The organism is Luteibacter rhizovicinus, from assembly GCF_004342265.1.
GTDB lineage: Bacteria > Pseudomonadota > Gammaproteobacteria > Xanthomonadales > Rhodanobacteraceae > Luteibacter > Luteibacter rhizovicinus_B.
In genome coordinates this window covers 174,462-188,525 of record NZ_SMCS01000008.1, presented here as the reverse complement: position 1 = coordinate 188,525, position 14,064 = coordinate 174,462, and the positions used below count along the sequence as shown (strand labels likewise).

General features: G+C 64.1%; 14 protein-coding genes and 1 pseudogene. 7 read left to right on the top strand and 8 right to left on the bottom strand.

Features of this window, described 5'->3' with window-relative positions; translation table 11 throughout:
- The first annotated feature begins 237 nt into the window (after positions 1-237).
- The gene (locus EC912_RS17185) at positions 238-681 is read left to right on the top strand and encodes a DUF192 domain-containing protein (RefSeq protein ID WP_132146533.1); all 444 of its coding nucleotides are present in this window, start codon (positions 238-240) and stop codon (positions 679-681) included.
- A 244-nt stretch (positions 682-925) separates the two neighbouring features.
- Here EC912_RS17185 and EC912_RS17180 read toward each other — a convergent pair whose 3' ends face one another.
- Positions 926-1,123, bottom strand: a complete 198-nt coding sequence (locus EC912_RS17180; RefSeq protein WP_132146530.1) for a rubredoxin — start codon at positions 1,121-1,123, stop codon at positions 926-928.
- A 93-nt stretch (positions 1,124-1,216) separates the two neighbouring features.
- Between EC912_RS17180 and thiE the strand changes: the two genes are divergently transcribed.
- Both thiE and hemL read left to right on the top strand, forming a co-directional pair.
- Positions 1,217-1,864 carry a thiamine phosphate synthase gene (thiE, locus tag EC912_RS17175; protein ID WP_132146527.1) on the top strand — a complete coding sequence of 216 codons (648 nt, stop codon included), beginning with the start codon at positions 1,217-1,219 and terminating at the stop codon, positions 1,862-1,864.
- The gene (hemL, locus tag EC912_RS17170; RefSeq protein WP_132146524.1) at positions 1,861-3,144 is read left to right on the top strand and encodes a glutamate-1-semialdehyde 2,1-aminomutase; all 1,284 of its coding nucleotides are present in this window, start codon (positions 1,861-1,863) and stop codon (positions 3,142-3,144) included. Before thiE ends, hemL begins: the two co-directional genes overlap by 4 nt.
- Before the next feature lie 122 nt (positions 3,145-3,266).
- On the opposite strand, the gene EC912_RS17165 is transcribed toward hemL, so the two are convergent.
- From EC912_RS17165 to EC912_RS17140, 6 genes are all read right to left on the bottom strand, one after another.
- Complete coding sequence (locus tag EC912_RS17165; RefSeq protein ID WP_132146521.1) at positions 3,267-4,508, bottom strand: acetylornithine transaminase; 1,242 nt, start codon at positions 4,506-4,508, stop codon at positions 3,267-3,269.
- Between the two features lie 529 nt (positions 4,509-5,037).
- Positions 5,038-6,378 carry a sigma-54 interaction domain-containing protein gene (locus EC912_RS17160; protein ID WP_132146518.1) on the bottom strand — a complete coding sequence of 447 codons (1,341 nt, stop codon included), beginning with the start codon at positions 6,376-6,378 and terminating at the stop codon, positions 5,038-5,040.
- 220 nt (positions 6,379-6,598) lie between these two features.
- On the bottom strand, positions 6,599-7,414 hold the full coding sequence (locus EC912_RS17155; protein WP_132146515.1) for an SDR family oxidoreductase: 816 nt from the start codon (positions 7,412-7,414) through the stop codon (positions 6,599-6,601).
- 17 nt (positions 7,415-7,431) lie between these two features.
- Complete coding sequence (locus tag EC912_RS17150; protein ID WP_132146513.1) at positions 7,432-8,034, bottom strand: LON peptidase substrate-binding domain-containing protein; 603 nt, start codon at positions 8,032-8,034, stop codon at positions 7,432-7,434.
- A gap of 10 nt (positions 8,035-8,044) precedes the next feature.
- A complete protein-coding gene (mpl, locus tag EC912_RS17145; protein ID WP_132146511.1) occupies positions 8,045-9,403 on the bottom strand; it encodes a UDP-N-acetylmuramate:L-alanyl-gamma-D-glutamyl-meso-diaminopimelate ligase in 1,359 nt (452 codons plus the stop codon).
- 81 nt (positions 9,404-9,484) lie between these two features.
- Positions 9,485-10,069 (bottom strand): adenylate kinase, encoded by a 585-nt coding sequence (locus EC912_RS17140; protein ID WP_132146508.1) that lies wholly within the window; start codon positions 10,067-10,069, stop codon positions 9,485-9,487.
- Between the two features lie 163 nt (positions 10,070-10,232).
- Between EC912_RS17140 and EC912_RS17135 the strand changes: the two genes are divergently transcribed.
- The 3 genes from EC912_RS17135 to EC912_RS17125 all read left to right on the top strand — a co-directional run bounded on the left by EC912_RS17135 (position 10,233) and on the right by EC912_RS17125 (position 13,484).
- A complete protein-coding gene (locus tag EC912_RS17135) occupies positions 10,233-11,489 on the top strand; it encodes a 6-phosphofructokinase (RefSeq protein ID WP_132146506.1) in 1,257 nt (418 codons plus the stop codon).
- A gap of 154 nt (positions 11,490-11,643) precedes the next feature.
- Positions 11,644-12,930 (top strand): amidohydrolase family protein, encoded by a 1,287-nt coding sequence (locus EC912_RS17130; RefSeq protein WP_132146504.1) that lies wholly within the window; start codon positions 11,644-11,646, stop codon positions 12,928-12,930.
- A gap of 119 nt (positions 12,931-13,049) precedes the next feature.
- Positions 13,050-13,484, top strand: coding sequence for an RcnB family protein (locus EC912_RS17125; protein ID WP_132146501.1), 435 nt, complete (start codon positions 13,050-13,052; stop codon positions 13,482-13,484).
- Here the strand turns inward: EC912_RS17125 and EC912_RS19555 are convergent.
- A complete protein-coding gene (locus EC912_RS19555) occupies positions 13,481-13,771 on the bottom strand; it encodes a hypothetical protein (protein ID WP_207906881.1) in 291 nt (96 codons plus the stop codon). The genes EC912_RS17125 and EC912_RS19555 overlap by 4 nt on opposite strands.
- Before the next feature lie 21 nt (positions 13,772-13,792).
- Here EC912_RS19555 and EC912_RS19550 point away from each other — a divergent pair.
- Positions 13,793-13,957 (top strand): annotated as a pseudogene (locus EC912_RS19550) (RcnB family protein); the annotation flags it as partial.
- Between the last annotated feature and the right edge of the window lie 107 nt (positions 13,958-14,064).

The window sequence follows — 14,064 nt, the reverse complement described above, 5'->3', positions numbered from 1 at the left end:
ATTTCGTCCCGAGGTGAGCCGCCCATTCTAGCGTTTTTTTCGTTTCCGTCAACACCCTCAGCAATCTTTTTTTCGAGGTCGTTGGCGGAGCGAAACCCTTCGCACAGAGGCGTTTCCGGCGAGGGATTGAAAGAATAACCCGAGAATTTAGATCTGTGAAGAGGGCATTTACATCTTTCTGAAAAAAAGTCGCGCGATACACTGCAGAACCCTTACAGACACCTATTAGGTATGGCGATGACGAAGCGGGCCCTTCTTTCCATGCTGCTGCTCGTTCCCCTTGCGGCACACGCGGCCACCACGCCGTCCGTAACATTGCACGGCGCGACGTTTTCGACCGAATTCGCGACGGACGACGCTACACGCGAGCTCGGCCTGATGAATCGGAAGGAGCTGGCGGCCGGCCACAGCATGCTTTTCGTCTTCCCGGACGACGAGCCGCGCTCGTTCTGGATGAAGAACACGCTTATACCGTTGGATATCCTGTACTTCGGCAAGGACCGCAAGCTGGTCTCGATGCAGCTGAACGTGCCGCCCTGCAAGGCGGACCCCTGCGCGACCTATCCCAGCGACGGCATGGCCCGTTACGTACTGGAGCTTCCCGCAGGCACCGCGGCACGGCTGGGACTGAAGATCGGCGAACCGCTGACGATCGACGGCGACCCGGGCACGGTGCGCTGAACACCCTGTCCCAGGCCGTGTTCGCACGGAATCCCCACGTGATATGGCACGAACAGAGCCGGATCGAGGGCATCGAGCTCGCTCCACTGGTCGTCGAAGGGGATGAATCTCTGCATGGCGGCGGTCTTCCACTTGACGCACGTTGCGTGCGCAGCACCATGTAAACAGTTCGAGCGGCGGTATATGTGACGGGATGAGGCGAAACAATGGCCGCCTCATCCCCGATCGCGGGAATATCCCGCTTTTAGTCCATTTCGACCATTTCGAAGTCGTCCTTGGTCACGCCGCAGTCCGGGCATGTCCAGGTGTCGGGGATGTCCTCCCAACGCGTACCGGGCTCAAGACCCTCTTCCGGAAGGCCCAGTGCCTCGTCATAGATGAAGCCACACACCACGCACATCCATTTGCGAAGGGTGACGGAATCGGGCGTGCTCGTGCTCATGGCGGGCGTATTGTCGCTGTGCTGGAAAGTCTTCCATTCTGTCATTCCCGGCGCAGCGACGAAAGCGCGCCACATTCCACGGATTCGCATGTCATGAACCTAACAACGAAGCACCGCCTGGCCGGAAAGGGCGTGTACGCCGTCACGGATGGCCCGCGCGACGACCTGTTCGCCGCCGTGGAGGCGGCCCTTGCCGGCGGTGCGCGGATACTGCAATACCGCGACAAGACCACCGATGCGAGCCGCCGTCTCGCGGAAGCCTCGGAACTGTCGAGCATCTGCGCCCGGTATGACGCCATTTTCATCGTGAACGACGATGTGGCCCTGGCCGCACGGGTGGGCGCGGGCGTTCACCTCGGCGCGGAAGACGGCGATATCGCGGCCGCAAGGGCAACGCTTGGTCCGGACGCGATCGTCGGCGTGTCCTGCTACGACTCGATCCAGCGTGGCCGCGACATGGCCGCGGCAGGCGCGGATTACATCGCCTTCGGTGCGTTCTTCCCCTCGCCGACGAAGCCCAACGCCCGGCGGGCGCCGCTCGACGTTCTGCGGCAAGCAGCCGCACTGGGTCTCCCGCTAGTGGCGATCGGGGGAATCACCGTCGACAATGCGCACTTGCTCGTCGACGCGGGCGCCAACTATGTCGCCGTCGTTTCCGCCATCTTTTCCGCGGACGACATCCAGACGGCAACGCGCCGCTTCGCCGATATTTTCGATACCACGCACGGATTCTCCGCATGACCAGCAATCACGAACTCTTCCAGCGCGCGCAGGCCGTGCTTCCCGGCGGCGTGAACTCGCCCGTGCGCGCTTTCAAATCCGTCGGCGGCGAACCGTTCTTTACCGCCCGCGCCGATGGTCCGTTCCTCTGGGACGTGGAAGGCAAGCGCTATATCGACTACGTCGGCTCGTGGGGCCCCATGATCGTCGGCCATAACCATCCACGCGTACGCGAAGCCGTGGAACGCGCGGTGCGCGACGGCCTGTCGTTCGGCACGCCCTGCCCCGCCGAAGTGACGATGGCCGAGACGATCGTCTCGCTCGTGCCCTCCATAGAAATGGTGCGCATGGTCAATTCGGGCACCGAAGCGACGATGTCGGCCATCCGTCTCGCACGCGGCGCCACGGGGCGATCGAAGATCGTGAAGTTCGAAGGCTGCTATCACGGGCACGGCGACAGCTTCCTGGTGAAGGCCGGATCCGGCGCACTGACTTTCGGCGTGCCGACATCGCCCGGCGTCCCCAAGGCCTCGGCCGATCTCACGCTTACGCTGCCGTATAACGACATCGACGCGGCTCGGACCCTGTTCACCGAACAAGGTAACGACATCGCCTGCCTCATCATCGAACCGGTCGCCGGCAACATGAACTGCATTCCGCCGAAGGACGGCTATCTGCAGGCGCTGCGCGACCTGTGCACACAACACGGCGTGCTGCTGATCTTCGACGAAGTGATGACGGGCTTCCGCGTGGCACTGGGCGGCGCGCAGGCGCATTACGGCATCATGCCGGACCTGACCTGCTTCGGCAAGATTATCGGCGGCGGCATGCCGGTGGGCGCATACGGCGGCCGTCGCGACCTGATGCAGCAGATCGCACCGTCCGGTCCGATTTATCAGGCAGGCACCCTGTCGGGAAATCCCGTGGCGATGGCCGCGGGTCTGGCGATGCTCGAACTCATCCGCGAAGAAGGCTTCTACGAACGTCTCGCCGCGCGCGCGCGCCTGCTTACCGACGGTCTGGTCGCCGTGGCTGCCGAAACCGGCACCCCTTTCAGCGTGAATCGCGTGGGCGGCATGTTCGGTCTGTTCTTTACGTCGGAAACGGTCGAGAGCTACGAGCAGGCAACGAAGGCCGATGTCGGCGCTTTCAACCGGTTCTTCCATGCCATGCTGGATCGCGGCGTGTATCTGGCGCCGTCGGCGTTCGAAGCGGGCTTCGTTTCCAGTGCGCATGACGACAATGCGATCGCGCAAACGCTGGATGCGGCGCGTGAGGCGTTCAGGCTTGTGGCCGCGTAACGATAACGACGGTTCTGTGGAAGCGCGCCTGCGCGCGATAGACGCATCGATACACCGAAACGTCTATCGCGCGCAGGCGCGCTCCCACAGGGGTGGCCGGCAATCGGGCAGTCTTACGCGCCTTACGCTACCGCCGACAACCGGACGAATTCCGCCAGCGACGCATCCAGGCGCGACAGGCCCTCGGCCACTTCTTCATCGGTGATCGTCAACGGCGGCACGAAACGCAACACGTCGGGACCGGCCTGCAATACCAGCAGTCCGTGTGCGGCGGCGATATCGAGGATCTCGCCAGCACGTCCCTTATAAGCCGTGTCCAGTACCGCACCGATCATCAGGCCGCGACCGCGCACTTCCGAAAACAAATGGTACTCGGTGTTGAGCTTCGCCAGACCGGTGCGAAGATCGTTGGCCTGACGCTCCACATTCAGCAGCACCTCGGGCGAGGCCAGCTTGCGCAGCGCCACGCGCGCGACGGCCGCAGCCATCGGGTTGCCGCCGAAGGTCGTACCGTGCGCGCCGAACTGCATCACTTCGGACACCTTCGGCCCCACCAGCATCGCGCCAATCGGGAAGCCGCCGCCGAGTGCCTTCGCCAGTGTGACGATGTCCGGCGTCACGCCGTCGTGCGTATGCGCGAACAACGTACCCGTGCGTCCCATGCCGCACTGGATTTCGTCCAGCACCATCAGCGCGTCGTTCGCATCGCACAGTTCGCGAACCTTCGCGAGGAAACCGGCCGCGGCCGGCATCACGCCGCCCTCGCCCTGCACCGGCTCGAGCATCACCGCCGCGACGTCGCCATGCGAGAACGCCTCTTCCAGCGCGGCGACATCGTTGAATTCGACATAGCGGAATCCACCCGGAAGCGGCTCGTAGCCTTCCTGGTATTTCGGCTGCGCCGTCGCGGTAACCGCTGCCAGCGTGCGCCCGTGGAACGAACCGCGGAACGTGACGATCACACGCTTGTCCGGCGTACGTCCCTGCGCGGTGGCCCATTTGCGCACGAGCTTGATCGCCGCCTCGTTCGCTTCCGTACCGGAATTGCACAGGAAGACGCGCTCGGCGAACGGTGCCGCGTTGACGATTTCCTCGGCAAGCCGCAGCGGCGGCTCGGAATAGAAAACGTTGCTGGCGTGCCAGAGCTTGTGCGCCTGGTCGACCAGCGCGGCGACCATATCCGGGTCCTGGTGGCCCAGCGCGTTCACCGCGATGCCGGCGCCGAAATCGACATAGTCGCGCCCCTCGGTATCCCAGACTCGCGCGCCCTTGCCGTGGTCGAGCACCACGTCGCGGGGACGGTAGACAGACAGCCAGTAACGCTTGCCGAGCCCGAGGAGGTCGGTGGCTTGGGGATCAGACATGGACAACTCCCGACTCCGGCTGCAGCGCCGGAATCTCAACAGGAACAAAAGCGGTCGCACGGTACGCTGCAGTCCGACATCGACCCGTAGGTCCCAGTACGGCGGTGCGCGTTGGGTCTGAAGACCGCCCGGCACGGCGCTGGAACCCTCATCGTATAAGGCGGAGGACGCGACGACAACGCGTTGTCCATGTAACAAGGCGCTGTAACAGGACTGAGACAGCGTCCCGATGCCCCTCAAACGCAGCCCTGACGGCCCTTGCGAGCCGACGGTGTAACAGCGGCGGCAAGGCACGACGTAGACCACATGGCCTATGCCAACCGGCCAAGAACCACCAAATCAATTACTTACGAGAATGGCACAACGCTTGCTCGCTATTAACTTGCCCCCAGCGTCGCGTGGAGGCCTGCTCTCGCGCGGCGAATACGGTGTTTGTTCTCCCGACGACCCTGCCAAGCCGGGAGATCGAACGGGAACTCCCGGTCCTTACCGGACCGGGGGTCTCTCTCGGCGCAAGCTCGACGCCTTGCTACCTCAGCTGGTCCAACGTCAGCTGGTGTTTCTTGCACAGGCGATAGACCGTTACGCGTGACACGCGCAGGCGGCGTGCGCACTCGCTTACGTTAAATGCACTGGCACGCAGGCAATCCATGATGGCTTCGCGCTCGGCGGAAATACGCGCGCTGCCCAGACTGTCGTTCGTCCCGGTGAGCTGCTCGCCGGTCAGTTCCAGATCTTCCGGCGTAATCAACGCATCGTCCGCCACCACGGCGGCGCGCTGCACGCGGTTCATCAGTTCGCGAACATTGCCCGGCCACGAGAAAGCATTCATGGCCCGTCGCGCATTGCTGCTGAAAGCGCGCGCCCGGGTGCCGTAGCTTTCGCGGAAGGTCTCCAGGAAATGCTGGGCCAGCAGTTCTATGTCGCCCGTACGCTCGCGCAACGGCGGCATGCGCAAACGAAGTACATTCAGGCGATAGAACAGATCTTCGCGAAAACGCCCTTGCGACACGGCTTTTTCCAGATCGACGTGCGTCGCCGCCAGCACGCGCACGTCCACATGAATCGACTGACAGCTACCGATGCGCTCCAGCGTGCCCTCCTGCAGGAATCGCAGCAGATTGGTCTGTGCATCCAGCGGCAGATCTCCGATCTCGTCAAGGAAAACGGTGCCGCCATCGGCCGCTTCGAAGTGACCGATACGCCGTGCGGTCGCGCCGGTGAACGAGCCGCGCTCATGCCCGAACAGTTCGGACTGGACGAGGTTCGCGGGGAGTGCCCCGCAATTGATGGCCGCGAACGGGCGATTGCCACGCGGGGACAGGCGATGCAGCGCGCGCGCCGCCATCTCCTTGCCCGTGCCGGTTTCGCCCGTAATCAGCAGCGGCAATTCCACCGGCGCGAATTTACGAACGTTGCGGGACAAGGCATGGATCGCCGGACTGCTTCCGGTCATCACCGCAAGCTGCTCGTCGTCCGCGGTGGGGGGCACGACAGCCAGTCCTATGGCGCGGGCCAGCGCCTGATTGAGCACCGCCATGCCCGCCGGACCGACGATCAGTTCGGCGGCCTCCGTAAGGCGCCGGTCAACACGCGGATCGCTGCGCGACCGATGGACGCCGACAATGGCGACCCAGGGCAGGCTGCGACCGTCCAGCACGCGATCGAGTACGGCGAGGGCTTCGACCGCCGCGGAGCGCAGGTCGACCACCACCAGTACGGCGTCCGAACAGCCGTTTGTTTCCGCATCGCCCCGACCGGGTTCGGCAACCAGCGTTCGCCATCCAGCGCGAATCAGACCGAAGTGCTCTTCGGCGGATGGCCTGCCAATCCAAACGACGCAACGCCCCGAGACTACCTCGCGCGACATGCCTGCTCCTCGCCCGACGCGGCCTGCCGGCGTCACGCGGGCACATCCTAGACCTGCCGCCGGTATCCCCTGTTACACCGGCCAGCCCCACCCCAGCACGAGTGCCAACCACTCGTCGCCATGGATTTTGACGTTATACCCAATCGTGTGAACGCGGCCATACGCCAAAAGCGCTAGCCATAAGGTTTCGCCATCGACATTAAGGTGTAAGGAAAGGGCGTTAGAGGAACAAATCGGGAAGCAGCGGCTGGCCGGGAGAGACGGCGTAGCGATCGAAATCCGTAGTGCCGCTTTCGCGAAGGATGGCTTCGTCGATGCAGAACTGACCGGTGAAAGATCTTGCGGGACGCGTGAGGATCGCGTGTGCGGCATCGGCCACGATATCCGGCGTACGGCAGTTTTCCGGGCGAACGCCGTCGATCATAGCGATCGCGGCGGTAGCGATCACGGTGCGCGGCCAGAGCGCGTTGACCGCGATGCCCATGGGCGCGAACTCCGGACTCATGCCGAGCACGCAAAGGCTCATGCCGAACTTCGCGATGGTGTAAGCCGTGTGCGGCGCGAACCATTTCGGATCGATGCTCGGCGGCGGCGAAAGCATCAGCACATGCGGATTGTCCGACTTCTTCAGATACGGCAGGCAGGCCTGCGTCGTCAGGAACGTGCCGCGCGTGTTCACCTGCTGCATCAGGTCGAAGCGTTTCATCGGCGTACCTTCGACACCGGCGAGCCAGATCGCGCTCGCGTTGTTCACGACGATGTCGATGCCGCCGAAGCGATCGGCAGCAGCAGCCGCCGCAGCCTTTACTTCGTCCTCATCGCGGATGTCCACTTTCAGCGGCAGCGCATGGCCGCCAGCCGCTTCGATCTCGGCCGCTGCCGTGTGGATGGTGCCGGGCAATTTCGGATTCGCGACGCTGCTCTTGGCGGCAATCACGATATTGGCACCGTCGCGCGCGGCACGCAGCGCGATCGCCAGGCCGATACCGCGCGATGCGCCGGTGATGAAGAGGGTCTTGCCCGCCAGGGTGGACATCGGGATGTTCCTTATCGTCAGGGCCGCTGGAAGCGCGGCAGGATGTCGCGCAATTCCGCGAGCCTTTGCAGGGGGTCGTCGAGTTCCAGCATGTGCTGGCATTCGTTCGGGTCGAGCGGAAGTAATTCGGAAAGCCGGAACCCGACCCAGCTCGCATCGTCGTAGCGGTTTCGGTCGGTCTTCTGCCAGGATGGCGCCATCTGTTCCGCGAGTCGCTCGAGGATGGTGGGCAACAAGCCGAATTCCGGCGGTACGGGAATCAGTTCTTCATCCACCCACGGACTCACGTCGCCGCGCACCAGGCCGTCCGAACGCACCCGCGTGCGGGTGACGCGAAACCGGCGGCCACCGTCGGCGACGATGCCAAGCAGGCCGTCCTCGCGGGAATGGAAGTCGGTAATGGTGGCCAGCGTGCCAACGGCAGCCGGCACGGCGGGCAATCCCGCTTCGCGGCCTTCCAGGATCATGCATACGCCGAAACTTCCGCCCGTCCGCGCGCATTCGCGCACCAGGTCGAGGTAACGGGGTTCGAAGATACGCAGTTGCAGCTGCCCGCCCGGAAACAGGACGCTGGACAGCGGGAATAGCGGTAAATCGAGCGCGGGCGTGGTCGCAGCCATGCCCACCAGTCTAACCCGCCTTCAATGCTTCGAAGAAGCGTCGCGGAGCGTCTTCGAACCCGCCGTTTGACATGAATACCACCTGGTCGCCCGGGCGTGCTTCGGCCGCCAGCCTCGCCACCAGTTCGTCGACCGACGGTGCCGTATGGCCGCGGCCGCCGAGCGCGCCGGTGATCTTTCCCGCATCCCAGGGAAGCTCGGGTCGATGCAGGAACAGGACGCTATCGGCATCGACCAGCGACGGTGCGAGCGCGTCGGCATGGGCACCCAGTCGCATGGAGTTCGAACGCGGCTCCAGCGCCACGACGATGCGCGACGTGCCAACCCGCGCGCGCAATCCAGCCAGTGTCGTCGCGATAGCCGTCGGGTGATGCGCAAAGTCGTCGTATACGGTGACGCCGCTCCGCTCGCCGATGAGTTCCATACGGCGCTTGACGCTTTCGAAACGGGCGAACGCGGGAAGCAGCGCGACCGGATCGGCGCCTGCCGCCGTTGCCGCCGCCAGAGCAGCCAGCGCATTCATCATGTTGTGCCGGCCGAGCGACGCCCAGCGGATCTCGCCCAGCACGACGCCACCGCGCAGCACGCGGAAGTGCGAGCCGTCCGCGGCGATCGCCTCGGCACGCCAGTCGCCGCTGTCGATACCGAAGGTTTCCACCGGTGTCCACGCGCCCATGGCCAGCACTTCCGCCAGATAGCGGTCCTCGGCGTTGACGATCAGCCGGCCGCTGCGCGGCACCGTGCGTACCAGGTGATGGAACTGACGCTGGATAGAGGCGACGTCGGGAAAGATGTCGGCGTGGTCGTATTCCAGATTGTTGAGGATCGCGATGCGCGGCCGGTAATGCACGAACTTCGAGCGCTTGTCGAAGAACGCCGAATCGTATTCGTCGGCCTCGATCACGAATGCCTTGCCCGTCCCCATGCGCGCGGACACACCGAAGTTGCCGGGCACGCCGCCGATGAGGAAGCCGGGTGCCAGCCCCGCACTTTCCATCAGGTGCGCCAGCAGGCTCGTCGTCGTGGTTTTGCCATGCGTGCCGGCCACAGCCAGCACCTGACGTCCGCCCAGCAGGGTTTCGCCCAGCCACTGCGGCCCGGAAACGTAGGACATGCCTTCGTCGAGCATGTACTCGACCGCCGGATTGCCGCGCACCATCGCGTTGCCTACGACGACCAGATCGGGCGCGGGCTTGAGATGGTCGGCGCTATAGCCCTGCATCAGGCCGATGCCGAGCGCCTCGAGCTGGTCGCTCATGGGCGGATAGACGTTGGCGTCGGAGCCTTCGACGGTCAGGCCAAGTTCGCGTGCGAGCGCGGCGACGCCACCCATGAACGTACCGCAGATACCGAGGATGTGCAGACGCATGCTTGTGTGCTTTCCGAAATATCCGGGCGCTGGGTCGCGCTCCGGAGAACGATCCGCCGCCCTGGGCGACGGATCGTGCGATCAGCCGTTGGCGGCGGCGGTGCCTGTCGCCAGGACGCCGAGGATACGCTGCGTCACTTCGTCGAGTTCGCCGACGCCGTTCACTTCCTTCAGCTTCCCGCGCTGGGCGTAGAAGTTAGCGACCGGTGCTGTCTGGTCGGCGTAGATGTCGAGGCGCTTCTTCACCGTTTCCGGATTGTCATCGGCGCGGCCTTCCTGCTCGAAACGGATCTTGCAGCGATCGATGATCGCCTCGCCCGGCACTTCGAGCTTGATGACGACGTCGAGCGGCTGTCCGATGCTGGCCAGCAGGCTGTCGAGCGCGTCGGCCTGTACGAGGTTGCGCGGATAGCCGTCGAGGATGAAACCCGGTTTGGCGTCGTCCTGCGCGAGACGCGACTTCAGCATGCCCAGCAGGATTTCGTCCGCGACAAGGTTGCCGGCATCCATGATGGCCTTGGCTTTCAGGCCGAGGTCCGTCCCCGCCTTCACCTCGGCGCGAAGCAGATCGCCCGTGGAGATGTGCGGAATGCCGAGCTGGTCTTTGAGGCGGGTAGCCTGGGTGCCCTTGCCCGAACCGGGCGCACCGAGTAGCACGAGTCGCATAATGCTCCATAACGTCGACGGCCGGGCTTGCCGGTCGCCGAACCCAAGAAAATGGCTGTCAAAGTAACGGGAGCGCCTGCCCCCCGTCAAACCGTTGTCTTGTAGACGTGCTGTCGCGCTACCCTCGACAGGACTCTTCCACTCTCCCGAAAGGAACCGACGCATGGCCCAGGGAAAACTCCTCTACGCCCAGTCCGGCGGCGTTTCCGCCGTCATCAATGCCACGGCGGCCGGCGTCATCGAAACCGCCCGGGACAAGGGCATCAAGGTCTATGCCGCCCGGAACGGCATCCTCGGGGCGCTGCGCGAAGACCTCATCGACACCTCCAAGGAGGCGAAAGCGAACATCGCCGCGCTTCGGCACACGCCGGGCGGCGCGTTCGGCTCGTGCCGTTACAAGCTCAAATCGCTGGAGGAAAACCGGGCCGAGTACGAGCGCCTGATCGAGGTATTTCGCGCGCACGACATCCGCACCTTTCTTTATAACGGCGGCAACGACTCGGCGGACACCGCGTACAAGGTCTCCCAGATCGGCCACTCGCTGGGCTACGACGTGAACTGCATCGGCGTCCCCAAGACGATCGACAACGATCTGGTGGTGACGGATACCTGCCCCGGCTTCGGGTCGGTGGCGAAATACACCGCGGTATCCGTACGCGAGGCGAGTCTCGACGTCGCATCCATGGCCGAGACCTCGACCAAGGTCTTCATCATCGAGGTCATGGGCCGGCATGCCGGCTGGATCGCGGCGGCGGCCGGGCTCGCCGGTCAGGGCGCCGACCAGGCGCCGCATATCATCCTGTTCCCCGAAAACGTCTTCGACGAGACGGCCTTCCTCGCGAAGGTCAAGGCGACCGTGGAGCGCGTGGGTTACTGCACGGTCGTGGTTTCCGAAGGCGTGAAGAATCCGGAAGGTACGTTCCTCGCCGAATCGGGCGCGCGCGATGCGTTCGGCCACGCACAGCTGGGCGGCGCCGCGCCGATCCTTGCCGCGCTGGTGCGCGAGAAACTTGGCTACAAATATCACTGGGCCCTGCCCGACTATCTTCAGCGCTCCGCGCGCCACCTGGCATCGAAGACCGATGCCGACCAGGCCTATGCCGTCGGCAAGGCGGCGGTCGAATTCGCGGCCGAAGGGCTGAACGCCGTGATGCCGGTCATCGTGCGCCTGTCCGACGAGCCGTACAAATGGAAGATCGAAGCGGCCCCGTTGCAGAAGATCGCCAACCATGAAAAGAAGATGCCGAAGAACTTCATGTCGAAGGATGGCTTCGGCATTACGGCGGCCGCACGGCGTTATCTTGCACCGCTGATTCAGGGCGAGGCACCGCCTCCGTATGGAACGGATGGTCTGCCGATGTATGTGACGCTGCGCAATACCCCGGTGCCGAAGAAGCTGAGGGCGTTCAAGGCGGGGTAACCGTCGAAAATATCCATGTGGGAGCGCGCCTGCGCGCGATAGACGTTACGGTGCACCGAGACGTCTATCGCGCGCAGGCGCGCTCCCACAGAGGGCAAACGCACGCGACGCTCGCGCCCTACATTCATCCCCACATTCGACAAAGCTTGAGCCCATGGATCTGATCCTCCGCAACGCCACCCTCCCCGACGGCCGCACCGGCATCGACATCGGCATGCAGCAAGGACGGATCGTCGCGGTGCAACCTTCGTTGCCTGCCATGGGGACGGAAGAAATCGACGCGGCGGGCCGCCTTGTCACACCGCCTTTCGTCGACGCGCACTTCCATATGGACGCCACGCTGTCCCTCGGCCTTCCGCGACTGAACGCGTCGGGCACGCTGCTGGAAGGCATCGCGCTATGGGGCGAACTGAAACCCGACCTCACCGTCGAAGCCATCGCCGCGCGCGCCATGGCTTATTGCGACATGGCGGTCGCGCAGGGCCTGCTCGCCATCCGCAGCCACGTCGATGTCTGCGACGATCGCCTGCTCGCCGTCGAAGCACTGCTGGACGTCAAACGTCGCGTCGCGCCGTGGATCGATCTGCAACTGGTCGCGTTCCCGCAGGACGGACTGCTGCGTTCACCGAACGCGCAACGCAATCTCGTCCGGGCACTGGACATGGGTGTCGACGTGGTCGGCGGGATTCCGCATTTCGAACGGACCATGGCCGACGGCGCCGCATCGATCCGCTGGTTGTGCGAACTGGCCGCCGAACGCGGCCTGACCGTCGATATGCACTGCGACGAATCGGACGATCCGATGTCTCGGCATATCGAAACGCTCGCGGCGGAAACCGTGCGTACAGGCTTGCAGGGGCGCGTCACCGGATCGCATCTGACGTCCATGCATTCCATGGATAACTACTATGTTTCGAAGCTGCTGCCGCTGATCGCGGAAGCGGGCGTACACGCCGTCGCCAACCCGCTCATCAACATCACGCTGCAAGGCAGGCACGACACATATCCGAAGCGCCGCGGCATGACCCGCGTGCCGGAGCTGATGGATGCCGGCGTAACCGTCGCCTTTGGACACGACTGCGTGATGGACCCCTGGTACGGCATGGGTTCGGGCGACATGCTCGACGTGGCATCGGTCGGTTTGCACGTCGCGCAGATGACCAGCGAACGGGGCGTGCGGCGCGCATTCGACGCCGTGACCGTCAATCCCGCCCGCATCCTCGGACTCGCCGATTACGGTCTGGAACCGGGTTGCCGCGCCGACCTCGTGCTGTTGCAGGCCAGCGATCCGTTCGAGGCGATTCGCCTGAAGGCGACGCGGCTGGCGGTCGTTCGTGCGGGCCGGGTCGTCGCACGGACTCCCGAGAAGCGCACGGCGCTAAGCCTCGACGGCCGCCCATCGTCACTGTCGCTCGAGTTCCATCCCGGCTCGATTCGCTGAACGGTTGTTTTGCTACCTGACGTTTAAATAAAGGCACTTCGCAACTTCTTGTTCCTCGTTCAGGTTGGCATTCCTAGGATGCGAGTCGCCGGTCATCGCGACCGGAAGGAGAGACCCGGATGAGTATTCTGCGTACCGCCCTTGCCAGCCTGGCCCTTTGCGTCGCTGCCGTTTCCGTAGCGAACGCACAGCCACGCGACGACGACCATGGGCGCGATCACGACCGGCATGGATACGATCGACGCGACGACCGCCGTGACGATCGTCGTCACGATCGCCGTTACGACGACCGTGGCTGGCGTCACGACGGCTATGCGCACCGTCCGCCGCCGGGCTACTACTACAACCGCCCGCCTCCGCCGCGTTATTACGGCCACTATGGCCACTGGGAACGTGGACATCGCTATGACGGTCCCCGGTATATCGTTTACGACTATCGGGGCTACCGCCTGCGTCCGCCGCCGCGTGGCTATCACTGGGTGCGTTCGGACAATAACGATTTCCTGCTTGTCGCCATCGCGACGGGCGTGATCCTCGATATCGCTACCCGCTAAAGCGGGTTTATGGAGACATCGATATGAAAATGCTTACCCGTGCGTTCCTCTGCCTTGCCGTCGTCGGCGCTGCCGCGCCGGTCTTCGCCCAGGATCGTCCCCAGCAAGACCAGGATCAGCAGCGGGGCGATCATCGCGACGACCAGCGAGGCGGTCAGAGGGACGATCAACGAGGCGACCAGCGAGGCGATCGCCACGACAATGGCAACCGCAACGGCGATCGACACGACGATCGCTATGACAATCGCGCCGAGCGCCGGGGTCCGCCGCCCGATCATGGCGGTCATTGGGAGCGCGGCCACCGTGCGCCCGATGTGTACCGTCGCGACGACTACGTCGTGAACGACTATCGCTCGTACCGGTTGCGCGAGCCACCTCGTGGCTATCACTGGGTGCGTTCGGACAGTAACGATTTCCTGCTGATCGCCATCACCACGGGCGTGATCGCGGATATCGTCTCGCAGTCGCAGTAAAAATCGCTGCGATCGATCCCTTCGCGGCGTCCTTCGGGGCGCCGCGTTTTCGTTTGTCTTGCGCAGCGCACAACACTCCTCCCCGCCTCCCCTGCCTATACTCGGAC